General features: G+C 36.5%; 22 protein-coding genes. 5 read left to right on the top strand and 17 right to left on the bottom strand.

Annotated features, from left to right (window positions below; genetic code table 11):
• Positions 1–53 precede the first annotated feature (53 nt).
• The gene (gene obgE, locus IGK91_RS05755) at positions 54–1367 is read right to left on the bottom strand and encodes a GTPase ObgE (RefSeq protein ID WP_010719267.1); all 1314 of its coding nucleotides are present in this window, start codon (positions 1365–1367) and stop codon (positions 54–56) included.
• A 329-nt stretch (positions 1368–1696) separates the two neighbouring features.
• Here obgE and gap point away from each other — a divergent pair, with 329 nt between their 5' ends.
• Positions 1697–2707: a type I glyceraldehyde-3-phosphate dehydrogenase gene (gene gap, locus IGK91_RS05750; RefSeq protein WP_181934252.1), complete on the top strand. Its 1011-nt coding sequence runs from the start codon at positions 1697–1699 to the stop codon at positions 2705–2707.
• A 128-nt stretch (positions 2708–2835) separates the two neighbouring features.
• Here the strand turns inward: gap and IGK91_RS05745 are convergent, their stop codons facing one another.
• The 3 genes from IGK91_RS05745 to IGK91_RS05735 form a co-directional block, all read right to left on the bottom strand.
• A complete protein-coding gene (locus IGK91_RS05745) occupies positions 2836–4839 on the bottom strand; it encodes a hypothetical protein (protein ID WP_223603269.1) in 2004 nt (667 codons plus the stop codon).
• Positions 4840–5193: 354 nt separating this feature from the next.
• A complete protein-coding gene (locus IGK91_RS05740) occupies positions 5194–6129 on the bottom strand; it encodes an alpha/beta hydrolase (RefSeq protein ID WP_010737499.1) in 936 nt (311 codons plus the stop codon).
• A gap of 342 nt (positions 6130–6471) precedes the next feature.
• Entirely contained in the window at positions 6472–7566 is a 1095-nt protein-coding gene (locus IGK91_RS05735) for a DUF871 domain-containing protein (RefSeq protein WP_010719272.1), read from the bottom strand.
• Between the two features lie 184 nt (positions 7567–7750).
• On the opposite strand from IGK91_RS05735, the gene IGK91_RS05730 reads away from it, so the two are divergent.
• Positions 7751–8509: a peptidylprolyl isomerase gene (locus tag IGK91_RS05730; RefSeq protein WP_010719273.1), complete on the top strand. Its 759-nt coding sequence runs from the start codon at positions 7751–7753 to the stop codon at positions 8507–8509.
• Positions 8510–8636: 127 nt separating this feature from the next.
• On the opposite strand, the gene fabZ is transcribed toward IGK91_RS05730, so the two are convergent.
• Positions 8637–9077 (bottom strand): 3-hydroxyacyl-ACP dehydratase FabZ, encoded by a 441-nt coding sequence (gene fabZ, locus IGK91_RS05725; RefSeq protein WP_010719274.1) that lies wholly within the window; start codon positions 9075–9077, stop codon positions 8637–8639.
• Between the two features lie 216 nt (positions 9078–9293).
• Between fabZ and fabI the strand changes: the two genes are divergently transcribed.
• A complete protein-coding gene (gene fabI / locus IGK91_RS05720) occupies positions 9294–10049 on the top strand; it encodes an enoyl-ACP reductase FabI (RefSeq protein ID WP_010719275.1) in 756 nt (251 codons plus the stop codon).
• 452 nt (positions 10050–10501) lie between these two features.
• Here the strand turns inward: fabI and IGK91_RS05715 are convergent, their stop codons facing one another.
• Positions 10502–11515: a branched-chain amino acid aminotransferase gene (locus IGK91_RS05715; RefSeq protein WP_010719277.1), complete on the bottom strand. Its 1014-nt coding sequence runs from the start codon at positions 11513–11515 to the stop codon at positions 10502–10504.
• Between the two features lie 168 nt (positions 11516–11683).
• On the opposite strand from IGK91_RS05715, the gene IGK91_RS05710 reads away from it, so the two are divergent.
• Complete coding sequence (locus tag IGK91_RS05710) at positions 11684–12598, top strand: mechanosensitive ion channel family protein (RefSeq protein WP_034697771.1); 915 nt, start codon at positions 11684–11686, stop codon at positions 12596–12598.
• A 90-nt stretch (positions 12599–12688) separates the two neighbouring features.
• On the opposite strand, the gene cbpB is transcribed toward IGK91_RS05710, so the two are convergent.
• The 8 genes from cbpB to IGK91_RS05670 form a co-directional block, all read right to left on the bottom strand.
• A complete protein-coding gene (gene cbpB / locus IGK91_RS05705; RefSeq protein WP_010719279.1) occupies positions 12689–13189 on the bottom strand; it encodes a cyclic-di-AMP-binding protein CbpB in 501 nt (166 codons plus the stop codon).
• A 107-nt stretch (positions 13190–13296) separates the two neighbouring features.
• Positions 13297–13809 (bottom strand): metallophosphoesterase, encoded by a 513-nt coding sequence (locus IGK91_RS05700; protein WP_010737496.1) that lies wholly within the window; start codon positions 13807–13809, stop codon positions 13297–13299.
• Complete coding sequence (rph, locus tag IGK91_RS05695) at positions 13806–15155, bottom strand: ribonuclease PH (protein WP_010737495.1); 1350 nt, start codon at positions 15153–15155, stop codon at positions 13806–13808. Before rph ends, IGK91_RS05700 begins: the two co-directional genes overlap by 4 nt.
• Positions 15156–15158: 3 nt before the next feature.
• The gene (racE, locus tag IGK91_RS05690; protein ID WP_010737494.1) at positions 15159–15980 is read right to left on the bottom strand and encodes a glutamate racemase; all 822 of its coding nucleotides are present in this window, start codon (positions 15978–15980) and stop codon (positions 15159–15161) included.
• Positions 15981–16249: 269 nt separating this feature from the next.
• Positions 16250–17533, bottom strand: coding sequence for a hypothetical protein (locus IGK91_RS05685; protein WP_104325111.1), 1284 nt, complete (start codon positions 17531–17533; stop codon positions 16250–16252).
• Positions 17534–18135: 602 nt separating this feature from the next.
• The gene (locus IGK91_RS05680; protein WP_223603268.1) at positions 18136–18534 is read right to left on the bottom strand and encodes a DUF4430 domain-containing protein; all 399 of its coding nucleotides are present in this window, start codon (positions 18532–18534) and stop codon (positions 18136–18138) included.
• A gap of 110 nt (positions 18535–18644) precedes the next feature.
• The gene (locus IGK91_RS05675; protein ID WP_010737492.1) at positions 18645–19208 is read right to left on the bottom strand and encodes a cob(I)yrinic acid a,c-diamide adenosyltransferase; all 564 of its coding nucleotides are present in this window, start codon (positions 19206–19208) and stop codon (positions 18645–18647) included.
• Between the two features lie 22 nt (positions 19209–19230).
• Positions 19231–21729, bottom strand: a complete 2499-nt coding sequence (locus tag IGK91_RS05670) for a vitamin B12-dependent ribonucleotide reductase (protein ID WP_181934251.1) — start codon at positions 21727–21729, stop codon at positions 19231–19233.
• A 143-nt stretch (positions 21730–21872) separates the two neighbouring features.
• Here IGK91_RS05670 and IGK91_RS05665 point away from each other — a divergent pair, with 143 nt between their 5' ends.
• Positions 21873–22424 (top strand): DUF6580 family putative transport protein, encoded by a 552-nt coding sequence (locus IGK91_RS05665; protein ID WP_010737490.1) that lies wholly within the window; start codon positions 21873–21875, stop codon positions 22422–22424.
• A gap of 192 nt (positions 22425–22616) precedes the next feature.
• Here the strand turns inward: IGK91_RS05665 and IGK91_RS05660 are convergent, their stop codons facing one another.
• From IGK91_RS05660 to IGK91_RS05650, 3 genes are all read right to left on the bottom strand, one after another.
• Positions 22617–23333 carry a hypothetical protein gene (locus IGK91_RS05660; protein WP_325810268.1) on the bottom strand — a complete coding sequence of 239 codons (717 nt, stop codon included), beginning with the start codon at positions 23331–23333 and terminating at the stop codon, positions 22617–22619.
• A gap of 356 nt (positions 23334–23689) precedes the next feature.
• Complete coding sequence (locus IGK91_RS05655) at positions 23690–24589, bottom strand: hypothetical protein (protein WP_181934249.1); 900 nt, start codon at positions 24587–24589, stop codon at positions 23690–23692.
• A gap of 514 nt (positions 24590–25103) precedes the next feature.
• Positions 25104–25313, bottom strand: a complete 210-nt coding sequence (locus tag IGK91_RS05650; RefSeq protein WP_010737487.1) for a hypothetical protein — start codon at positions 25311–25313, stop codon at positions 25104–25106.
• Between the last annotated feature and the right edge of the window lie 108 nt (positions 25314–25421).

Raw genomic sequence — 25421 nt, 5'->3', positions numbered from 1 at the left:
GCTTTGTTGATATTGAGTGTTAACATGGGCTCTTTTCATGAGCATGCGTAATCTTATTCGACAAACTCAAATTCAAATTCACCGATTCTCACTAGATCGCCATCTTTTGCTCCACGGGCACGTAAAGCTTCGTCAACGCCCATTCCTCTCAACTGACGAGCAAAACGCATAACAGTTTCATCGTGATCGAAATTCGTCATTTGGAATAGTTTCTCAATTTTTTCTCCTGATAAGATCCAAGTAGCATCAGGATCGCGATCGATTTTAAATTCTGGCCCTTCTGGATTGAATCCATATTGAACTGTTTCTTCTTCGATTTCTTCATCATATAACGGAAACTCTGGTGTTACTTCTAGAAGATCCGCTGTCGCATTCAGCAATGGATCAATGCCTTTTCTTGTTACCCCTGAAACTGGAAAAATCGGCATATCGTCTGCAAATTCATCTGTTTTTTCTTTATTAAGCTGCTCTTTGAATTTTTTCAAATTTTCTTCTGCGTTTGGCATGTCCATTTTATTGGCTACAATTATTTGAGGTCGTTCCAATAAACGAAGATTATAAGTAGACAATTCATGGTTGATCGCCAAATAGTCTTCGTAAGGATCTCTGCCTTCCATCCCACTCATATCAATCACATGTAAAATAACACGAGTACGTTCGATATGACGTAAAAACTGCGTTCCTAAGCCAACACCTTGAGAAGCTCCTTCAATCAATCCAGGAAGGTCCGCTGCTGCAAAACTGCGTCCATCGCTAGTTGTTACCATACCAAGATTTGGTACTAATGTCGTGAAATGGTACGCGCCGATTTTAGGCCGAGCAGAAGAAATAACTGAAAGCAGCGTTGATTTACCTACAGATGGAAAGCCAACCAGCCCAACATCAGCCAAGACTTTTAGTTCTAATTCGATTCTGCGTTCTTGACCTGGTTCGCCGTTTTCTGCAATTTCTGGTGCTGGGTTTCGTGGAGAAGCAAAGCGGATGTTTCCTCGTCCCCCTCGACCGCCTTTAGCAACGACTAAGGTTTGACCATTTTCAATCAAATCGCCTAACAAAGCGCCTGTTTCAGCATCACGGACAGTCGTTCCTTGAGGGACTTTTACATAAGTATCTTCTGAACCCCGACCGTGCATCCCTTTACTCATTCCGTTTTCTCCTGGCTGTGCTTTAAAATGGCGATTGAAACGAAAATCCATTAATGTACGTAAACCTTCATCAACGATCAAAATGACGTCACCGCCACGACCGCCGTCACCACCAGCAGGTCCTCCATCAGGTACATATTTTTCTCTGCGAAAAGCGACCATTCCGTCGCCGCCTTTACCGGCCTTCACATCGATGGTTACTTGATCTAAAAACATGGACATCTTTAAGTCCTCCTATTTTAATTATCTATTATTCATTTGACTGCCTGAATTTCCACAATAAACAAAAGTCTTATTTATTTTATCGGTCAAAAGCTATTTTGTCTATCGTTTCAATTAAACTTTCCAGGTTTTGTTCATTTTTTCTATTCTACTTAAGGAAATTGTTTCAAAGATCTCCTAGTGCTTTTTACCTCTCAGACCATTTTATCACTTTACTTTTGTAAGTATCATTTTTTGACAAATTTTGTGAACAGGAGGAAAATGACAGTGTATTAATCAAGGATGCGAAGTTTGCACCCTCAATATCACTAAAGGAGGAACTTTTGATTATGACAGTAAAAGTAGGTATTAACGGATTTGGACGTATTGGACGTTTAGCTTTCCGCCGAATCAAAGAAGTATCTGATGATATTGAAGTCGTAGCAATCAATGACTTAACTAGCCCAACCATGTTGGCACAGTTGCTACAATTTGATTCAACTCATGGAACCTATCCCGGTACAGTTACTGCAACAGAAGACTCAATCGTAGTAGATGGTGAAGAAACGCGTGTCTATGCTGAACCAGATGCAAGTAAAATCCCTTGGGTTAAAGAAAACGGGGTCGATATCGTACTGGAATGTACTGGTTTTTATACTTCGGAAGAAAAAGCACAAGTCCATTTGAACGCTGGGGTAAAACGTGTAGTGATCTCTGCTCCTGCTGGTGCAATGAAAACTATCGTATACAATGTAAATGATGATACGTTAGATGCTAATGATAAAATCATTTCGGCAGGCTCTTGTACGACAAACTGTTTAGCACCGATGGCTTATTTCTTAAATAATGAATTTGGTATCGAAGTGGGGACTATGACTACCGTTCATGCTTATACTTCTACACAAATGTTATTAGACGGACCAGTAAAAGGTGGAAATTTACGGGCAGCTCGATCAGCAGCTGACAACACGATCCCTCACTCAACAGGTGCGGCAAAAGCAATTGGCTTAGTTATTCCAGAGCTTCAAGGGAAATTGCAAGGTCACGCACAACGAGTACCTGTAGTGGATGGTTCATTAACAGAACTAGTTTCCATTTTAAAAACAAAAGTGACCGCTGAACAAGTGAACGAAGCGATCAAGAAACATACCGAAGACAATCCATCATTTGGTTACGATGATCGTCAAATCGTCTCTGGTGACGTAATCGGTACCACACAAGGTTCGATTTTCGATCCAACTCAAACAGAAGTCACAACGGCTGGCGATTACCAACTCGTAAAAACCGTTGCTTGGTATGACAATGAATATGGTTTCACTTGCCAAATGATCCGTTTGTTGGAAAAATTTGCTAATCTTTAATCACCAAAAGATCACACGTTTTCAAAGATAGAAAATAGAGACCGTTTGAACGACTCGTTGAGTGGTTCAAACGGTCTCTTTGTCTAGTTCTTCTAAACTGGTTCAAAAAGAACGAGTGATGGTAAAACTTATTCCCTCTCTTGATCAAAGATAGAATTTTTATAAACGTCCCTTATTTGCGAATTACTAGCTCGTGTTTTTTTCACTTTCTTTTGAGCAAAGTGTTCCGGATAAGCTATTTTCAATGCTCTTTCTTCTCCTAAATTATTCGCTAACTCTGTATTTTTTCCACTCAATTTCTTAAGATCATTAATATAAACATAACGCCCTAACTGCATTGTACTTGAAAAAATAGCAAAATCTACTGCGGCAGAAAAATGATGAAATCCCTGTTTTGATTTTAAATAAGCACTTTGATCAATGATATAATCTGTAACTTTTCCTCCATTGCTAATTAAAGATAAATCCCTTTGAAGGATAAAATCACTTTTGTTCTTATCGTTGCTCTTATTGAGTGCTTGTGCTAGTTCTGATAGGTTAGATTTAGAAATTTCAAATTCATGTACACAAGGTAACAGACCATTTACTTGCGTTCTTTTTTGATAGTAACCTGTGGGATCAACCACTGAAACGATAAAGTTACCGAAAGTATTTTTCCGTATCACACAACCAAGATTCTGTTTTTCATGAGGACCCTTGTCCTTCAACTTGATCTGAATATCATGAGAAGTAACTAGAAAAGAAGTTGGATCTCCTGGCATTAATCGAGAGAGTTCTTGTACAATCGAATTTTTTTCTAACTGATAATACTTACTATATTGAAGTGAACGGCTAATTGCTGCCACTTCATTTGGCAGAACAATCCCTCTTGACTGTTTTAATTGTTCTTCTGCTTTCTCAAATATTTCTTTTGGTTCCCGCAGCTCAGCTAGGTAAATCCCTCTGTCTTCTACTTCTACTGAATCTTGTCTAGACAGCGATTTTCTTTGTTGAGAAGTTGTGAGTATTGTATCTTCAATTTTTGTTTTCCAATTCTTATCCATATTTTCCACTTGTTCAGTTTTATTATGTACAATAACCATCGAATGAAGAAGATCTTCAGAATATTGTAATTGGTTCATCCTCTTAAGTGCTGCGTAATGAAACTCATTCATCAAACGTTTATGATTATTTTGTTGAGTTGCTGGTGTAAGATTGAAGTAATCCATTGGGGGCTTCGTTTGTTCATCAATTGCCTTCCCCTTCTGATCTTGTATTTGACCGTTCTTTTGAACATCCTCATGAATTTGATCAATAGCATTCCCATAAAAAATGTAGTCAACAGTGTAATATAGTTGCGGAAGTAAGAAATGAAATTTTTTTGAATGTGATATATTCTTTGCCGTTTCTTTTATTTCTTGTTTATTCCTAAGATTCTCAAATTTATCCACTAGTGTAGTCATATTCTCATGGCTAGAGTGTAATGGCGTGCCCAATAGATTGGCTAACTCTTTGGTTTTGTCTTGATCGATTGCGCATTTGCGAATCGTGAGCTCTTGGTCATTCGAAGTTACCAATGTAACGAGATATTTATTGTTTTGATTTTGGATAATTGCTCCTGTTAAACTAGTGTATACAGGCTCATTTTCAGTGGTGTCCTTAATCAACTCTTTTTCCTCTTTATGTAACGGTCTCCCACTTAGGAGTGGTAATACGAGAAAACGAGCTTCATCTCCACTTAAGTGTAAAAGTTCCTGTTCTATTTTTTGTGTATCTTGGATAGCATCGCTACTCCGTTCGAATGAATCGTACATTGTAAACTGACCCTTTTCTTCAGCTAAACTTGTTATGTTAGGATCGTCACTCACATTGATCATATGACTCCAATTTTTCAAATACTCTTTAAACATCGCTTTCGTCTCATTCAAATCAGGAATATGCCGAATATCTCCAACTGGAAGATCAAAAAATTGTTCATACATTTTGAAATTTCCAAATTTGTCTTGCTTATTTACTTCAATCGAAGGTTTTTTTTTGAACAAACGTTTTGTACGGTTCACAATTGAATGTTTAGTATCTTTAGAGGATATTGAATTGACTAATAATCGTGCGCGCAAAGCTTGTTCTAGTTCTAGTTTATTTGCCAGTGGCATTTTTTCGCTCCCTTTCTTGAGATCATTTTTTATAATAAAAATCGTTTTGTGCGGTTGATTTGCTTTCTTTACGAAACGATTTTATATCCGTTTTTATGTCAAAAAGGCTCCTAAATTCATTTTCTCTATTTTCATTCTTCACAATGTATTTTTCGATAATGACAGAAAGGTTCCTCTTTGCCTATTCTTGATTTTCGTTCGTTTTTTTGTCTGATTTATGTAAAATTCTCAACTATATATGTAAGCAGTCACCCATATTTCTATTGTGAACGGATGACTGCCGGTAAATAAAAAGAATGAGTTCTCTCTATTAGAATCCTAAAATTATTTTTGTATTAGCTATTAGCAAACAACTCATTGGACATATTTTGCTAAAAACTCTTTGACGGTTTGCTGATACTTTTCTGGGTCTGCCTGATACGCTTTTGCGTGTTCGGCTCCCTTGACCACGTATTTTTCTTTTGGTCCCTTAGTTGCAGCATATACTTTTGCTAACATATTATAGGGAACGAATGTATCCGCATCACCATGGATAAATAACATTGGTTTCGTATTTTTAGTTAATTGATCAACGGCACTTGCTTCCCCAAAAAAATACCCTGCTCGAATTTTTGTAATCAAGCTAGTCACTTGGATCAATGGAAAAGAAGGTAAGTTGAACATATCTTTTAGTTGATATGCAAGTTCTTCATCAACTGACGAATACCCACAGTCTTCGATGATCGCTTTCACGTTATTTGGTAGCTTCTCACCGCTCGTCATCATCACAGTTGCAGCACCCATACTTACTCCATAAAGCACGATTTGTTGCGACTGCCCTGTTTCTGCTATGATTTTATCGATCCATTGGACGTAATCTTTTCGCTCTGGCCAACCGAATCCGATATAATCCCCTTCACTACGCCCGTGGCCTCGAGCATCTGGAACTAACACATTGTAGCCTAAATCATGAAACATTTTTGCATAATTTGCCATTGTTTCTGCATTCCCCATATAACCATGGGCAACAATAACTGTTTTATCACTTTTCTTTTCTGCTGGCAGATAGATCGCAGACAATTTCAAATGATCTGTTGATGTTAGATGCCAGTAAGTGCGATTCTCTTTCTGATTGAACCACTTTGTCGCCTCGTTTTCTTTTGTTGTTTGAGAAGTTCCCGGCGTATCGTTTTCTAAAAAATCCTTTTCTGATGGGACAACTGCATAATTATAAAAATAGTTGCCTGCAAATAATAGAACCACTATCACGACAATAGCAATTCCGATTACTATTTTTGTCAAAAGTTTCATCGCTTTCCTTCCTTATTCCATTATTAATACTAATTCTTGATTAAGTATAAACAAAGAAGTTATTCGATGCAATCCTTCCAAGAGTAAATATAAAGCTCCACATCACCCATTTCTCTTCAAATTTCATTATAAATGGTTGAAAAAAAACCATCTTCACACAACTAATCTATCAAGATCAGTCTTGTTATCTCAGAGACATAACACCTTGACAAATTATTTAGACTAATCAATTTTTCAATCATTTTTACAAAAAAACTTCAAAACCAGTAGAATTAACCGGCTTTGAAGTTTCCCCGATGGTTCTTAGCTTTTAAACAAAAATAGTTTAAAAGTTAGGAACCATTATTTTTTATTTTCGATCATTTTAAAACTTGACCACGGTTTTAAGAAGTCTAATAAGAACAATTCATCTTCTGAAATACGTCCGACTACATTCACACGACCGTCATTTTTCATCTCTTTTAGCGCAATTTGAGTTTCACCTTTGTATTGGTCATACCCCACATTATCAATCAAGACATCCCCGCGAGACATGTCCCGGGTATTATGTGGTGGGAATGGTTTATCTTTATAGTAGATCCGTGTCATTGTTGAACGAAGGATATATTCTGAACGATCACCACGATAGCTGTGGAGATTATCAAACAAACAAATCCGTTCATCTTCGGTGATATCTTCTTCAACATCTACTTTCAATGTTGGATAATCTGCATTAAATGCTTCTGCCATCGCTTTTAGTTCTTCCTCGCTCGCATAAGCATTGCCGATAGAAATATCATCGATCAAACCCGTCAGCATCAAGTGCTTGACTTGTGTAGAAATCTCTAAGTTTCGATGATCTTCAAGCGAACACAAACCGTCTTGCGTTGGCCATGGTCCGAAATCAGCGGTTTGAGAATTGACGAATGCCATTGTATTCAAATTATAATTTCTAAATTTTTCTGAGCAATACACAAAATGATCATAACTCAAACCAGAATAGCGATGAGGGTAAAAATTATGAGACCCTAACAAATTATTAGTATTCGGAGAATAACTCATGATGTTGTCAACATAACTAGTTCCAGAACTCATATTGATCTCAATCTTAATACCGTATGGATTACGTGTCATTTTTGCTTCTTCAGCTCCCGTAAACCCGATATCTAAACGGATGCCGTACGCTCCCATCTTATGAAAAAAGGAAAGATCATCGTAGGATATCCCTAATTGTTCAAATAATGCTGGATTGATATCTACCATAACTTCCATTCCTAATTGGTTCGCATATTCCACAACTTTAGAAAAATCAGCTAAAACCTTTTCTTTGTCATCTTCTATTTGTAATAAGCTAGTAAATACACGTTTGAATCCATATTTATGTGCTAAATCCAAATATGCTTTGTCCTTTTTGAACGTTGAACGTTCCGGATAAATCGAAATACCTAATTTTCCCATCAGTTGAATCCTCCCAAAATCTTTTTTGTATCCACTTACATTATAACAAAAGCGCTTTAAATGGTCTACACCTTTGAGAAAAGTGATCATAAACGAAGAAATTATGAGAAAAAGAATAGGTAAATTGATCATTATTTGTTATCATTATAGATAACAAACTGATTATCTTTGAAAGGAACCAAAAATGAAAACAAAAAAACTTCTTTTAAGTATGGGATTGGTTGCAACCCTACTATTTGCAGCAGGGTGTAATCAAAGTGAACCAAAAACAAACACTTCTGAAACAACAAGTTCAACAGAAAAAACAACGGAAAGCAGTACAAAAGAAAGTGTCGATTTAAACGCACTCCCTCTTCCTCAATTGAGCAATGAGGTCGCTGCCAATGAAGATCTGGTTGAGATGGTCACATCAAAAGGGACAATCAAAATGAAATTATTCCCTGAATTGGCCCCTAAAGCAGTTGAGAATTTTATGACACATGCTAAAGATGGCTATTACGATGGCTTGACTTTCCACCGAGTGATCAAAGATTTCATGATCCAAGGAGGCGATCCTAAAGGGGATGGTACTGGCGGTGAAAGTATTTGGGGCAAAGGATTTGAAACTGAAATATCTAACCAGCTTTACAACATCCGCGGAGCTTTATCCATGGCACGTGCCCAAGATCCTAACAGTAATGGGAGCCAATTTTTTATCGTCCAAAACTCAGATGATATGCATGACGGACTATTAAAAGATGATTACCCTCAAGCAATCATCAATGCGTATAAAAATGGTGGCTATCCTAGTTTAGATGGTGAATATACGGTCTTTGGACAAGTCATCGAAGGAATGGACGTTGTAGATAAAATCGCAGAGGTTGAAACAGATGCCTCAGATAAACCAAAAGAAGCGGTTAAAATTGAAAAAATCAATATTTTACAAGAAGCGAAAGAATCATAAGACGAATCATTAAGTAAAAGCCGAAGAATAACGAAAGGTATTCCATTGCCCTTCGCTGTTCTTCGGCTTTTACTGATAACTGGGTCCTTGTAAATTCTGCTTTTATAAAAAAAGCCGCTTTACCCAATTAAGCATCTTTGTTCACAATAAAAGTAAACTCACACTCACAAACTTTTTTATCCTCGACATAAGCCGCAGATAAAGCGGTCCCTACTGCACCCTTCATTTTTGTGATTTCAAAATGACATTTCATCACGTCACCAGGAACCACTTTCTGGCGAAATTTCGCTTTGTTAATCCCACCGATATACGCTCTTTTGCCTAAAAATTCTTCTGATTTTAAAATCAGAATCGATCCAGCTTGCGCTAAGGTTTCTAGAATCAATGCACCAGGCATTACTGGATTATCAGGAAAGTGTCCTTGGAAGAAATCTTCATTGATCGTTACATTTTTCGTTGCGACGATTTTCTTTCCTGGTTCTAAGGTATCGACATAATCGATATAGCATATTGGATAACGATTGGGAATCAAGTCCATTACTTCAGTAGCTGATAATACGTAAGACATAATATACTCCTTCTTTTGGCTAATTGCCTTGATTATTACTTTGATTATCAAAGTATCATATTCTTAAATTTTTAGCAATCTTTTTTTATTATTAAAAAAAATAGTTTGACAATCAAAGCATTTTGACTAATAATAGAAAATCAAGAGGTTATTATTTTGCAATTATTGTTTATTATACAACCTATTAAATCTTTTTAAGATCAAAGGAGTGTCAATATGTCTTTTTTAGAAGGAAAGAAAATCGTCATTATGGGCGTCGCAAATAAGCGTAGTATTGCTTGGGGTTGTGCCGAAGCAATGATGAAACAAGGTGCTGAGATCATCTATACTTATCAAAATGAACGCATGAAAAAATCATTGCTTAAATTAGTCGGCGAAGATGCCTTTACGGTGGAATGTGATGTATCAAGTGATGAAAGTATTGAAAAAGCAATGGATGCAATCGGCGAATATGCTGGAGAAATCCACGGCCTAGTACACGCGATCGCATACGCAAACAAAGAAGAATTATCAGGAAACGTATCCGATATCTCACGTGATGGCTATCAATTAGCGCAAGATATCAGTAGCTATTCATTAATCGCTGTAACAAAATATGCACAAAAGTATCTAGCACATAACAGCGGAATTGTAAGCATGTCTTATTTAGGATCAGAACGCGCTATTCCTAACTACAACATGATGGGAATTGCAAAAGCATCTTTAGAAGCAGCCATCCGTTACTTAGCTGCAGAACTATCTCCTAAAGGCATTCGTGTCAACGGTATTTCAGCTGGGGCGATCAAAACATTAGCGGTTACTGGCGTGAAAGATTACCAAAAATTGATCCAATTATCTGAATCACGTACACCAGATCAACAAGGTGTGACGATCGAAGAAGTCGGGAATGCCTGTGCCTTTTTAATTAGCCCATTATCAAGCGGAATGATTGGCGACATTGTTTATGTAGATAAAGGTGTCCACTTATCTTAAGAGAACCCTATTTACTTTAGTCATCCCATTTAAAACAACACGAATCGCTTTTTATTTAAGTAAGATAACGGAAAAATTCGTTTAACACTAACGAACTCACCGGTTTCAAATAAACTTTAAACGACGACCTACTATTGATAGGCTTATCAATATTGGGTCGTCTTATTTTGATTGATCCCTAAAGAAAATATGAGACCCAGACGATGATACGCATGAAATATGCCTATCTAGATTATTGTGGCAGATTACAAGCCATTTGATTGTTAAAATATAAATAGTTTATATTTTAATATGAGTGAAATTGTATCTTCTATTTGGTGATGGATAAACTCTTCTAAAGTAGTATGTGGCAAGAAAGCTTGTAAAACTAATTTTATAAAAAAACTAGGACAGATCATCTATATCTGTCCTAGAAATCGTAGTATCTCTTTTTTACTAGATTATACTGTTGTTTATTCGACTACTTCGATCCAACCCTCAGGCGCTTCTACATCGCCAAACTGGATCCCTGTCAATTCATCATACAATCGTTTAGTTACAGGACCAACTTCTGTTTCGCTATGGAAAACATGTAAGTTATTTTGATAATAGATCCCTCCGATCGGTGAGATGACCGCTGCTGTGCCACACGCTCCTGCTTCGGCAAATTGGTCTAATTGATCAATAAAGATATCCCCTTCGACAGCAGTTAAGCCTAAACGCTCTTCAGCCAATTGTAAGAGTGAATATTTCGTGATACTTGGTAAAATCGATGGCGATTGCGGTGTGATAAATTGCCCATCTTTAGTAATACCAAAGAAATTCGCTGCCCCGACTTCTTCAATTTTCGTGTGAGTAGCAGGATCTAAATACACGCAGTCTGAATAATCTAATTCCTTCGCTTGTGTACCTGGCAACAGACTAGCTGCATAGTTCCCTCCTACTTTTGCTGCCCCTGTTCCATTAGGTGCTGCCCGGTCGTACTCTGATACGATAAAGTTCGTTGGTTTCAAACCACCTTTAAAGTAAGCACCAACTGGTGTACAGAAAACGACAAATAAGTACTCTGGCGCTGGGTGCACACCAATGTTTTCACCGACACCAATCAGAAAAGGACGTAAGTATAATGTTGCGCCTGTTCCATAAGGTGGTACAAATGCTTCGTTCGCTTTGACTACGTCTTTCACAGCTTCAATGAACATTTTTTCTGGTACCATCGGCATCAATAACCGTCTAGCACTTTGATTCAAACGACGGCTGTTTTGATCTGGTCGAAAAAGATTGATCTTGCCATCTTTTCTTCGGTAAGCTTTTAATCCTTCAAAGCATTGTTGTCCATAATGAAGCGCTGGAGAACCTTCATGGATTGTTAAATAGTTGTCTTCCGTCAATTCTCCTTTTTCCCATTGACCATCTTTCCACTTTGCAACGTAACGCCAAGGAGTTTTGATATATGAGAAACCTAAATTATTCCAATCCAATTGCATATTCATTCCACCTATCTTTGTTTTGTGAATATTTTAGCACTATCCTTGAGGTTTGTCATTTTATTTTTTGGAAAATTTCTGAAATTTGAAACAGTTTTGCTGATTTTCTTTTTCCCTTGTTCTTGTTACAATACAGTAGTGAGTATATATTTTAGAAAAGAGGATCTTATGTTTTTACAACTAGCGACAACAGCAACCACTTCCACAGGTGAAACATTAACTGACCAAGCAGTCCACCAAGTGAATGCTTTTCAACGTTTCTGGAATACGATCGATTGGGATGCAATTTTTGCAACCTTCATCCAAAAAGGACTTTATTTAGTTTTTTTAATTCTTTTATTTGCCATACTCAACCGTGTCGGAAAATATTTAATTGATAAATCTTTTAAACAATATTCTAAGAAATCGGTTTTGAATGAAAGTCGTTTAAAAACGTTACACAGTCTGTTAAATACGATTTTCCAATACACGATGGGTTTTTTCTTTATTTATGCGATTTTATCCGTCATTGGTGTTCCGATTGGTTCATTGTTGGCAGGAGCGGGAATTGCTGGGGTAGCAATTGGATTGGGCGCACAAGGCTTTATGAGTGATGTGATTACTGGCTTTTTCATTATTATGGAACAACAAATGGATGTCGGAGATTATGTAAAATTAGCAAATCTGTCAATTGAAGGAACAGTGGCTTCTGTCGGTATTCGGACGTTACAGCTAAAGGCTGTAGACGGTACGGTTCACTTTATTCCCAATCGAAACATCACGACTATCAGCAACCTATCCAGAGCGAATATGCAAGTTCTACTTGATATTCGCATCGTGCCGGAAGAAGGCTATGATTCTATCTACGAAATCATCGATCGTGTAAATCAACGATTAGCTGAAAAATACCAAGACGACTTACAAACTGAACCAACAATTTTTGGATTAGTCGATTTAGGGAACAGTAATTTTGCGATTCGAACCATTTGTTATGCCTTGAATGGAAAACAATTTGTTTTGAAAGAAGAATTTTTGAGTTCTTATGTAAAAGAATTGACAACAGCAGGATTTACCATTCCTAACAGCCCGATCAGCTTGAAATAAAAAAGATTGAGACGATTCCTTACGCTTTCCATTAAATGACCTTAATGGAGAAATAAGTGTAATCAGTCTCAATCTTTTTTGCTTTAATCGTTAACTAACGATGTCTAACTTTTCTTTTAATTCTTCGACTTTAGGCGAAACAATGTTTCGTCGTTCCAATTCATGCACCATATAGTTGACTGCCTTTAGTAGTTCTTTTCGAGTAATGATCCCTTTAAAAACTTTGTCTTCTGTAACAACCGGTAGAAAAGGTGAATCAACTAATAAATGGAGAACTTCTTCTAGTTCCCAATTTTCATCGATCGTTGCAACATTCGTTTCCATTACATCTGCAACGGTTAGTCCTTCTAATGGGTCCATGCTGATCGTTTGTAGATCGATCATTTTATTGACGACATCAGATAAGCTAACTAATCCCACAAAACGGTCATCTTTTCCTAGTACAGGGATCTTCGTATAACCTACTTTCGATAAAACAAGCAAACCATGTGATAATGGATGTTGATACATGACATTCGCTACATTTTCAGCTGAGATCAAAAAAGTCTCTCGATTTTGTAGCAATAACTCTCTTACAATCGGTCCAATCATTGGAGGGCCTCCATTTCAATTTCATTTCAACATTATTATTTTACCGAAAACGGATGCAAAATTCATATAAAAAATCGAGATTTTAGTAAAAATTAGAGATTTTTTGCTTACAAGGAAAAAGTGAAAGCCAGTTCCTCGACAGGTTGATGCGCTCGATTATAATATTGAACATTGACTTGTTCTCCACTGTGTTCAATCAAGGCATAAGAAGGGATTTGGATCGGTCCTCGTGGTTGCGAAATGCTTCCAGGATTCAAATACAAGACCCCTTCTACTACCTCACAACCAATTTGATGCGTATGACCAAAAAAGACCATTGTTGCTTGGTTGGCTTGCGCTTCAAGCGCTAATTGAGTAAGACCAAAACGAACATTTGCCAAATGTCCATGAGTGATAAATATTTTATCTTTCCCAGTATCAACCCACTCTTTTTCAACAAATCCCGGTCCGAAATCACAATTTCCCTTGACTACATGGAAGTGCGTCCACAATTGATCTTCTGGCGATAATTCTGAATCGCCACAGTGAAAGAAGAAATCCACTTTCGTTTGATAACGAGCAACTAGATCAGCTAAGATTTCCCGATCACCATGGTTATCACTGACAACTAAATATTTCATTTGTTTTCACCTTCCAACCAGCTTTGCCATACTTGGCTCAATTTTTTCATTGCTTGTGCCCGGTGGCTGACTTGGTTTTTTTCTTCACTTGACATTTCGGCTGCAGTTTCAGTTGAACCGTCAGGAATAAATAGTGGATCATACCCAAAGCCGTTGTCTCCTCTTGGGATTCTTCCTACTTTTCCTGGCCATTGCGCTTCCACCACTAGACTTTCTTTATCCGGTGCAGCAAAAACCAAGGTGCAATGAAATTGCGCCGTTCTTTTCTCATCTGGAATCTCCGTCATCTCATAAAGTAATTTCGCATTGTTTCCTGCGTCACTTTTGTGTTCACCGGCAAATCGTGCAGAGTAGATTCCTGGCATGCCACCTAAAGCATCTACTTTCAAACCAGAGTCATCAGCTAATACAGGTTGATTCAACAAATAAGCAATCGTTTCCGCCTTCAGACGAGCATTTTCCTCAAACGTTGAACCAGTTTCTTCTACATCAGGTAATTCAGGATAGTCAAACAATGTTTTGACTTCATAACCAGCTTTGCCAAACATCGCTTTAAATTCTTCTGCTTTCCCAGCATTTTTGGTAGCAATAACGATCGTCTTCAAATCGTCCTCTCTTTCTGCTCGTTGCTCGAACAAGACATTTTTTTGTTCAAGAATCAATTGCTCAATCGCTGTTTTTCCATAAAAGAGCAGATCGTTTAATTGTTCACCATCAAAGGTTGCTTCTTCCCCAGTTCCTTGAATCTCGACAAATTTGCCAGATTCAGTCATGACTAGATTCATATCGACTAGCGCTGCAGCATCTTCTTCATAATCTAAATCTGCCACACATGTCTGATCGGGTAAAATCCCAACACTGATAGCAGCTAAATGTTCAATAACTGGATCTTCACGTAAAACTTTTGTTTGAAGTAACTTTTCGACTGCTAATTTTAACGCAATAAAAGCTCCTGTGATGCTAGCCGTTCTTGTCCCACCATCTGCTTGCAAAACATCGCAATCAATGATAATACTACGTTCGCCTAACTTTTTCAGATCAACGACCGCTCTTAACGAACGACCAATCAACCGTTGGATTTCCATTGTGCGTCCTGAAAGTTTTCCTTTGCTGCTTTCTCTTCGATTTCTAGTATGAGTCGCACGTGGCAACATGCTATATTCTGCTGTTACCCAACCAGTTCCTGTTTCTCTTAAAAATGGCGGAACGTTTTCTTCAATCGTAGCAGAACAATTGACGATCGTATCACCAAAGTGAATCATAACAGAACCTTCTGGATGTTTAAAAACATTTGTTTCAATCTTTATTTTTCTTAACTGCTGAGGTTGTCTTCCATCGTGACGCATCTGTTATTTTCCTCCTAATTCAATATGCTCAACATTCAACTGATCGAGCATCAACCAATCTTGTGCAATCTCTTTAAAAAGCTTAGCTGAACCAGTCGTATAGAATTGGCATAACGTCCGCCCCTCATTGACTGAATTGCTGATTTCAAAATAGTCCAGCAACATCGAAACTTCCCCGACAGTCTCTGCACCTGAATCGATTAATGTTACACTTTCTCCCATAACGTTTTGGATAATCGGACGTAACAAAGGGTAATGGGTACAACCCAATACTAATGTATCGATTTTCTTAGTAACCAATGGCGCTAGTGTCTGGGCAACGATTTTTTTTGCCACTGACGAATGATATTCATTACTTTCCACTACCGAAACGAATTTTGGACAAGCCAAACTAGTCACGGCAAGTTCAGGTACCTTCGTTTTCAGCGCTGTTTCATAAGCACGACTTTTGATCGTTCCGAGGGTTCCAATAATCCCTACTTGTTTATTTCTTGTTTGTTTAACAGCTGCTCTTGTCCCAGGTAAGATCACACCAATGACTGGAATAGGAAGTGCCGCCTTGATTTCTTCTAAAGCAACCGCAGTAGCAGTATTACAGGCAATCACTAACATTTTGATGTTTTGTTCCACCAAATGATTCGTCATTTCCCAAGTAAATTCGATCACTTGTTCTGCCGGTCTAGGACCATAGGGGCAACGGGCAGTATCTCCAACATATAAGATATTTTCATTTGGTAATTGTTTCAATGCTTCTTTGACCACCGTCAATCCACCAACACCTGAATCAATAAAACCAATCGGGCGATTATCAGTCAATAGTATCATCCTTTTTCTCAATAAATTCTATCTTCCTTATTGTGGACTTTTTAAGGTGATTTTTCAAGTACTACCTTTGTACTTCTATCCATAAAGCTTGAATAGCTCACACAGTCGATCTAAAGAATCACTAGTTTGACTTAATGATCTTAAGTTAGTTGTTTTTAGCAGATGAAGATTGCTCTTTATCTACACTTATCATGAATGATTGCGATTCGTTTTAGAGATACTAGAAGAGACTGAGACAAGTTTTGTCCCAGTCTCTGAGCAATTATGGTTTATCGACTAACTTCAGCTGACCCTTGAGATAAAGAATTCATTTGTTTTATATTTTTGTTTGGTTTTGGTAGAGTATTTTGTTCCGATCCTCGATTACTTAGTCTTTGATTCAATGGTAATGGAACTTGATCTATTGGATTTGGGTTTGTTCTATCTAGTTCGGGAAGCTTACTTAGCAAAGTTGTTTTTCCATTGATTATTTCATTAAGCTCTTTTTTATCTTCGTTAGTGAGAGTAAGCATATAAGGTATATTGCGTCTATTTATTTCATTAAGTTTTCTGCTACCAATAAATTCCGCCATCGTAGATAGCATTTTGGGTTCTACCTTTTGGTTCTCTTTAAGTGCTAATGCAGTGTTCATTGCTCGAGATAACAAAAGCGCGTTGTCATCCACTACTTCAGCTATAGTCTTCCCATTTATTTTAATGTCTGCTTCATTTTCTTGTTTTTTATCTGTTTGTTGTTTCGCTCTTTCTCTGATTATATCCCGAAGTGCTTCTTTTTCTTCTATTCTCATGACAAGATTTGTAATCTCTTTTAAATTAGCATCTGTCTTACTTTCCTGTGTTTTCAATGTGTCTTGTTTTTTTCTGTATATTTTCCGAAGAGTGGCTCGATCTTCTTTTAATAGTTCAAGTTTAGCTATAACCGCCCTTTTCATTTCCTCATCAAGATTTAAATCCATGACCTCATTTGCTATTGCCTCTAGTTTTTCTTCGGAGACAGTGTGGTTCTCTAAAAGTTGGTATTTATTTGTAATAGCTATAGTAGCATCATCTGTTAGCTGCGCTATTAATTCATTCACCTTTAGAAATTGATCATCTTTAAGCCTAGTTAATTCCCTTCTAGTTATATTCAGATCGAAAATAAAGTTATGACACGTACTAGTTTTTAAAGGAATATAATAGAATTTATCAAGGTCTTCAATTAGTGCAGCTTTCGTTTCTTCCGACAAAGGCATGTTTGAATTAAGTCTATGTTTTTCATTAAGATAGTTAATAAAAAAGGTTCTATTATTACTATTTATTTCTATATTTCTTTGTTTTAACAGATTTTTCTCTTCTAGAAGAGATTTTAGATAGGAGGGAATTTCTTCAGTTGAAGCTTGATGATCTTTAGAAAGATCTTTATCCAATGCTGCTGATGTTTCCAGATCAGTACGTTTCTTTTTCGTAAATTTATACTTATTGAATAGTCTATAAAAAAAACCACGCTGATCTTGGGACTGTATGCTAACTTTCTCTTCATTGTTTTTATTTATATTCTGTTCCTTGTCTGGCATGCTGTTTTCTCCTTTGAGATTTTATATACGCTTTATAAATTTATCAGAAAAAAAAGGACATCAAAATTTTTATTTCTAAACAAAGAAATTCTTGGGATTTAATACTATTGCATTTATTCAAAATCTAGATTATCGTTTTTAATCTCTGGGAATATTTGGTCATAAATAGTATTCTCAAAGGATTCTACATCAACAGAATTTTATTTAGGTACTGCTATACCTAACTATTTCTTTAAAAATAATTTTTTGAATATTTGGCATCCACGTGCGGTGATTTGCAAAAATAGTATTACTTTATAAAAACAGAAGAACATGTAGCCTGCAAATTCAAATCAATATCAACATGAAAATTAGAAGCTTTTTGATCAATTTATGAGACAATGTGAAAGAACAAAAAAGCTGAGATAGCATGAGGTACATTCTGACCCAGATTTAATTTTGCGCAACTTATCAGTTCTTATTGACCAAAAACCTTTTTTTAACATATATTAAAACTAATCAAAAAAAAAACGAAAATCAGAATAACTGCTTTTCGTTTTTTCAGCTTGTTCATACGAATACTTTGACCGCACGCTCAAGTTAATTTTTGAACTGTTACACTCTTACTTGAATGTTGCTAAATTGAACACTATCTGATCGTTAGGTGATAATTTAATATCATTTGCTCCTTTTTCCGCCATTTTGCCGTTGATTGTGAACGTCCAATATAATCCTTTATCTTTGTCTTGTGCATGCCCATCAATTGCCGTCACAAAACCATTGTCTTCTTTCACTGAAAACTGTTTTTTTAGTAATTCCAACAAGGTCTGATTTGGTTGGTAAGTAACGTTTTTTGCCGATAGTTCTTTTCCCTCTTCTTGCAAAGTGATGGTCACTTTTTTTGTAGTGGCTTGTGATTGAGCGCTTGATTGTTCTGTCGTGGTAGGTGATTGACAACCAGTCATAACGATCATACTTGATAAAGCAGCTAATAATACTATAAATTTCTTCAAAAAAAACACTCCTATTTATTAATTTGTAAAAAGAATTAACTTAAGTTATCACTTTAAACATTATAGATATGATTCTTAGACAGTTAGATTTTAATTCAAACAGTAAGGTCTGATAATAATTAATGGAATACTTTCCCAGCTCGCTCATAGAATGGTTCTTTAATATGATAAACCACATTGACATAACGTGCCAAGACAAAAAAGAGATCCGATAACCGATTAATCAGTTTATAGCTCATTTGATTCGTTTCTGTTTCTTCCAAAATCAATTCAGTGATTTCACGTTCCGCTCTTCGGGTCACTGTTCGGGCAAGATGGAAATGCCCTGCTACTGGATGTCCACTAGGCAAAATAAATTTGTCGATCACCGGTAGTTTTTCTTGATAAAAATCAATCATTTCTTCCATTTTCTCCAAATCTTTTTTAGTCACGATCCGTTCTTTGACTTCCGTTGGTGTGGCAAAATCTGTTCCGATATCAAATAGTAATCGTTGAAGTTGGATTAATTGTTCGATCAAAAGTGCAAATTTATCAGGATCTAATTCTGCAACGATCGTTCCTACCCAAGAGTTGATTTCATCCACACTTCCATAAGCTCTAACACGAGAAGCTGACTTAGCTAGCCGTTGTCCTCCGATAATACTAGTCATCCCAGCATCACCACTTTTAGTATAGATTTTCATGGTACCATGCTCCTTTTTAAACTTATAATCCACACTTTAGTTGTACTTTACAATGGGTGCAAGTACTGCAACCTCCGATTTCTTCAATTGTACCTTCATGACAAATCGGACAGCGCTCTTCACTCGTTGCTGAGTCGTTTGAAGCTTCTGTTAGCAAAACATCTGGGTGTACCTCTGATGTTACTAGCTCATCGGTAAAACTATTTTCTTCCGCTGATAAAGTCAGGACTTGTGAATCTCGGCTACCGTCAACATATACCGTACCGCCTTTTGCCCCACCTTGATAAAGTCGTTCGTAAATATCAGCTACTTCTTTAACACGATATCCCTTAGGTGCGTTGACTGTTTTGGAAATGGAGCTATCAACCCATCGTTGGATCGTACATTGGACATCCACGTGAGCTTCTGGTGAAAGCTCCATTGCTGAGACAAAGTATTCCGGTAACTCTGAGGCATCTGCCTCTGGATGTTTCGCTAGATATTCGTCAACGATTTCAGCGTGTACTTCAATGAATTTTCCTAAGCGACCGCTTCTAAAGTAGGAAAAAGAGAAATAAGGTTCCAATCCCGTGGAAACACCAGTCATCGTACCTGTCGAGCCAGTTGGTGCAACGGTTAATAAGTGTGAATTACGGATTCCATAAGTTAAGACACCTTGCCTAATATGTTCTGGCATCTTTTTCATATACCCAGAATGGATAAAACGCTCACGTAATTGTCGTGTTTCTTCTTCGTTCTTACCAACTAAATAAGGAAAACTTCCTTTTTCTTTTGCCAATTCGATCGACGTTTGATAAGCTGTAACGGCAATCGTTTCAAACAATTGATCGACTAACGCATTTCCTTCTTTAGAGCCATACGTTTTGCCGCAATAGATCAATAAGTCGGCTAAGCCCATCACCCCTAAACCAATACGACGTTCCCCTTTTGCTTGTTGCTCATTCTTGTCAAAAAAATAAGGGGTCGCATCAATAACATTATCTTGGAAACGTACACTGGTTCTAACCACTTCTGCAACTTTTTGAAAATCGATTTCTTGGTGCTCATCTACCATATTCGCTAAATTGATAGCTGCAAGATTACATACCGCATACGGTGTCAATGGCTGTTCTCCACAAGGATTTGTTGCAACGACTTTTTGTCCATAGGCAGCAGCATTAGTCATCTCATTGGCGTTATCAATAAAAAAGATCCCTGGTTCCGCAGAATAAGTAGCACAGTAAGTGATCAATTCCCAAAGCTCTCTGGCTCGAATTGTTTGATGAACTTTCACTTTACGTCCTGTCGCTTCCCACTCACGAACATCACCGATTTCAGCCCAATGTTGATCATAATCAGCCATTTCTATTTCTGTATACTCGTCAATAGCAGGAAAACGCAAATCATAGGTCTTATCTTGTGCGACAGCTGCCATGAATTCCTTTGTCAGACAGATTGAAATATTCGCCCCTGTTAAGAAGTCAGGATCTTTGACACTATAACTTCCACCCATTTTTAATTTTTGCTTAGCCTCTTTGATGAAAGCATGTTCTGCAAATTGCAAAAGCCCCTCTTCCTTAACCAAGACTTCAAATAGCTCCCTTTCTTCTTGAGTTAAAGGAGAAAAAGCTAGTTTCTCGCTTGCTAATTGTTTGATTAGGGGATTTTGACTTGTAGTTATCAACTGTTGCAGGATCAACGGATTCTGGATTTTTGAAATAATAAATTCAAAAATATCTGGGTGCCAATCATTGAGCATGATCATTTGCGCCCCTCTGCGACTTCCTCCTTGCTCGACTAAATGGGTGAGATTAGCTAAATCATTGAGCCAAGAAACAGCACCAGAAGATTTTCCATTTACGCCATGTACGACAGCTGATTTTGGTCTCAAGGTTGAGCCATTCGTTCCTACTCCACCACCACGACTCATGATTTCCATGACTTCTTCTCGGTGTTTTGCTAAACCAGAACGAGAATCTTGAATAAATGGCATGACAAAACAATTAAAGTATGTGACTTCTGATTGCGTACCAGCACCATATAACACCCTTCCTGCAGGAATCAAATTTTGTTCAGTCAATTGTTTGTAAAAATCTTCAAAAAATTCAGCTTTTCTATCGCCCTCGACTTGACTAATTCCGAAAGCAACTCGAGCAGCAATTTGTTCATAATACAGCTCTAAAGGTTTTTCAACTTCACTTTTGTTTCTTTTAACGAATCCACGAGCTATTTCTTCAGGATCAGTCAAAGAGGAGCAAAATTCCTCTTCCACTTCGATCGTTAAATCGTCTCCAGAGTGCTGAATGATCGTTCCAATTCCACGAGCCGGGTATTGTGGATCCGCATGTACCGTCAAGACGACTAGATCACCTATGGTTAACGTCTGATTATGTGGATCTTTGTAAGTATATCGATCCAACATGACCAAGCGTGAAATCCCTTCAAATGTCAGTTTCATTTGTGGATCAATAGGTTTGACCTCTGGATAATTCCGTATATCCTGATTAAGTTTTTCTATATATTTTTTTGAATAAATTCCCATTCCATCGCCACCTTATCATAAAAAACACTATATATAGTGTCTGTTAATTATTATCACACTACATAATGTGTTTTTCAATCTTGTAATAAAAAAAATTTATGATATAATGAGAACTATTATCAGTGAAGGAGCAGCCTCAAAAGATGAACACATTTAAACAAAAACCTTACTTTACGATTCACAAATTTGCTTATTTGTCATTATTAATTGCTGCCTGTGTCGTAGGCAGACTTTTTTTTGCTTGGTTACCAAATATTCAACCTATGACAGCAATTCTTTTACTACTTGCGGCATTTGGTTCTTTAACAGATGCTTTAATCGTCTCCATATTGAGCTTATTCATCACTAATCTATATTTAGGATTAGGGACTTGGACAATCAGTCAAATGCTCGCCTTCAGCGGGATTGTTTTGTTTTTTCATTGGATGAATCAGTTACCTATAGTCGCTAAGCATGTGACTATTCAAGCAATTTTGAGCTTTATTTGTGGATTAATTTACGGTTTGATTGTTTCACGAATTGAAACTTTCATCTATCAACTTCCCTCTTTTTGGGCTTACTATTTTCAAGGACTTCCTTTTGATCTCGCCCATGGTATAGGTAATTTCTTTTTTTATTTGATTCTCTTTCCCGCATTTCAACGGATACTGTTTCCGCTATACAGTAAGACGCTTGATGACAGATATAAAAAATAAATGACGTGAGAATCCTTATTTTATCAGCCCTCTGATTATTTTTGTCTAACTTTTTTTGAGGGTATAGAATCAGAAGTGATTCTTCTGTCCCAGTTTTCATTTAGCCATAAAAAGTGGGATATTAATCAAATTTTTTCTGATTAATATCCCACACTCATTTATCATGTAATCATTTTTAGAGTTTATTGATTGTTATCTATGTAACGGGTTAAACTTCTCAATTTCTTTTTCTCGTCTCTCTCGGCTTATTCTTGGTCTATTCTCCAACTCATCTATGAATTGCTTTAATATGGTGGGGTTAAGTTTAGTAAAGTGTCTATTCTTCATAAAACTTGCTATCGCTTGCTTAACCGCTTCATTTTCTTTTCTTTCTTCAATTAATTTTTCCACTCTTGAGGTTTGATTTTCTATAAGTTCCTTAGCGTCCTGTTCAGCGATTATTTTTAGATCATGAATAAATGCTATACACGTATCAGGAGTCAAGGGATTAAACTTAAATTTATTAAGGTCTCCAATTAGTGCATCTTTTGTTTCCTTCGGCAAACGTGTATCTGAGTGAATCTTATGCCTTGTCTTAAGGTAGTCAATATAAAAAGTTTTATTTTGGCTAGTTACTTCTATTGTATTTTGGGTCTCTATTAGGTTGTTTGGTTGTATGAGTTTGCTCTCATCTGGATGAAGTGGAAGTCGTTGGATGACCCCTTCTGCTACATCATCTTTAAGTTCAGAAAGAAATTCACCTATTGCTGCTAATGTTTCCAAACTAACAGGTTCACCCTCCTCAAGCTTACACTCTTCGATTAGTTGAAAAGCTATAGTAGCATGATTATACAAAGTATTTCGAGGTCGTTCGCTTTCATTATTTGCAATTTTTTGATTTGTTTCTTTTTTCTGTTCCATGTTTGGCATGTTATTCTCTCCTTTAAAATTTTATGTACTGCTTCATCAATTTATCAGAAAAAAAAATACATAAGAAAACTTTTATTTCCAAGAAAAGAAAATTTTGCAATTTAATACCATTTAATTGATTAAAATTCTAGGTTATTACTTTTAATTTCTGAGAATACAAGGTCAAGAATAGTATTTTCAAAGAAAAATGCATCATGAAATTATATTTGAGTATTCCTATACATAACAATTCCTTTCATAATATTTCATTGATTTTTTAATCCCAGTTTTAATTTAGCCATAAAAAGTGGGATATTAATCAGATCAATATCCCACACTCATTTATTATGTAATTATTTTTAGAGTTTTATTGATCACTATCTTTGAAATTGATCCTTTTTGTTTAGATATGCCTGTGACTTTGGTAGTACAGATGTTTTTAATTGCTCAATTCTTTTTTTCGTAAGTCTTCCTTGCTCGGATTTTCCTTGCTCACGTTTTCTTTTATTAAGGCTTCTTTGTTCTGAGCTTCCTTTTTCAAGAAATTCTTTTACACTCATCTTGAAATATTCCTGTCTTTCATTTGGTTTACTTGGAGACTTATATTCATTTTTTAATTTCTCAATTTCTATTTTTTGCCTCTTTTTGCTTATGTATTCAGATTTTTTCAACTCGTCTTGAAATTGCACCATTAGTGTTGGGGGAATTTCAGTATAGTGTCTGTTCATCTTAAATCTTTCTTTCACTTGATCAACCGCTATATCTTCTCTTGCCTTTTTTATTGATTTTTCTATCTTGGGCGTTTGCTTCTTTAAGAGTGTCTGAACATCTCTTCTAGCGATCACATCTAAATCATAAATAAAGGAAGTAAACCTGTTAAGGTCCAAAGAATCGAAATAGAATTTATCAAGGTCTTGAATTAGTGCATGTTTTGTTTCTTTCGACAAAACTGCTTTTTTGCTTAAATCATACTTTTGATTAAGGTAGTTAATATAAAAGGTTTTATTTTTATCATCCACTACTATTCTATCATCACTATTCATTTGGATGTTCCTTTGTCGTAACAGTTTTTTCTCTTCTGGAAGAAGCGGAAGATAGGAGATAATCCCTTCTGCAGAATCTCTCTTATAGTTAGAAAGAATTTTACCTAATGTTGCTAACTTTTCCGAACTATCAGCTTCTCCCCTCACAAGCTTATGATCCTTGATTAGTTGAAGAGCAATAGCATATTGACTTCCTGTCCGTATTACTGCTATTTTTTGTTTATCATTTGGCATGTTATTCTCTCCTTTAAAAGTTATATACTACCTTGTTAAACTATCAGAAAAAAGGAGTATCTAAGTAACTTTTATTTCTGCAGAAAGAATTTTTTGGCATCTGATATCACTAAACATGTTGTTTTTCGAGTTACTATCCGATAACCATTCTGTCAAAAAGCAGTCATCACCCACTTATAGAGAATGGATGATGACTGCCTATACTAGATTAAAATTGAAGATTCTTAATTTATCCACTTCTGTTTGTCACAAATTGTTGATTGAATGATCTATCGACCACTAGAACATCGTACTTCTACTTCACGCAAGCTCCCCTTTTTTGCTTTAGCAGTCGTTCAGAACAGCTGGTTTTCTAACCGACCAATTTGTTCATTCATTTTTGACATTTTCCTAAATAAACGAACTCTTACACAAAAAATGTACTAAATTTCTAGAAAATCTTACAGAAACTTCTTTCTTTTTACCATTTCCTGTTTGTCGCAAGCAATGGATCATTCGTATACAATTAGTCCAATTACATTCGATAATAGACAATGATTGCTAGTCCGATACCTGATAAAATCAGTCCCCAAAATAGTTGTCCGAACATACTGGTATCTCCCAATAGCCAACGAACGAAAAATAATTTTCTTCCAAAACAAAAAATTAACACACCTATGATAAAAATAATACATCCCGTAGAAAATATCGGGTTTGCTTGAAAAGCATTTATAATCTCTTCCATCTAACAACATCTCTTTCTCTATCTATCCATTATAGTTACCACAAACTCTGTTAGGCATTCTCTCATTTCAATACGTTTACCTAACGACACTTAGTATACTTCCTACTG

This window comes from Enterococcus sp. DIV1208 (assembly GCF_050530455.1).
GTDB lineage: Bacteria > Bacillota > Bacilli > Lactobacillales > Enterococcaceae > Enterococcus_B > Enterococcus_B hirae.
This window is presented reverse-complemented; position numbering and strand designations above follow the sequence as displayed.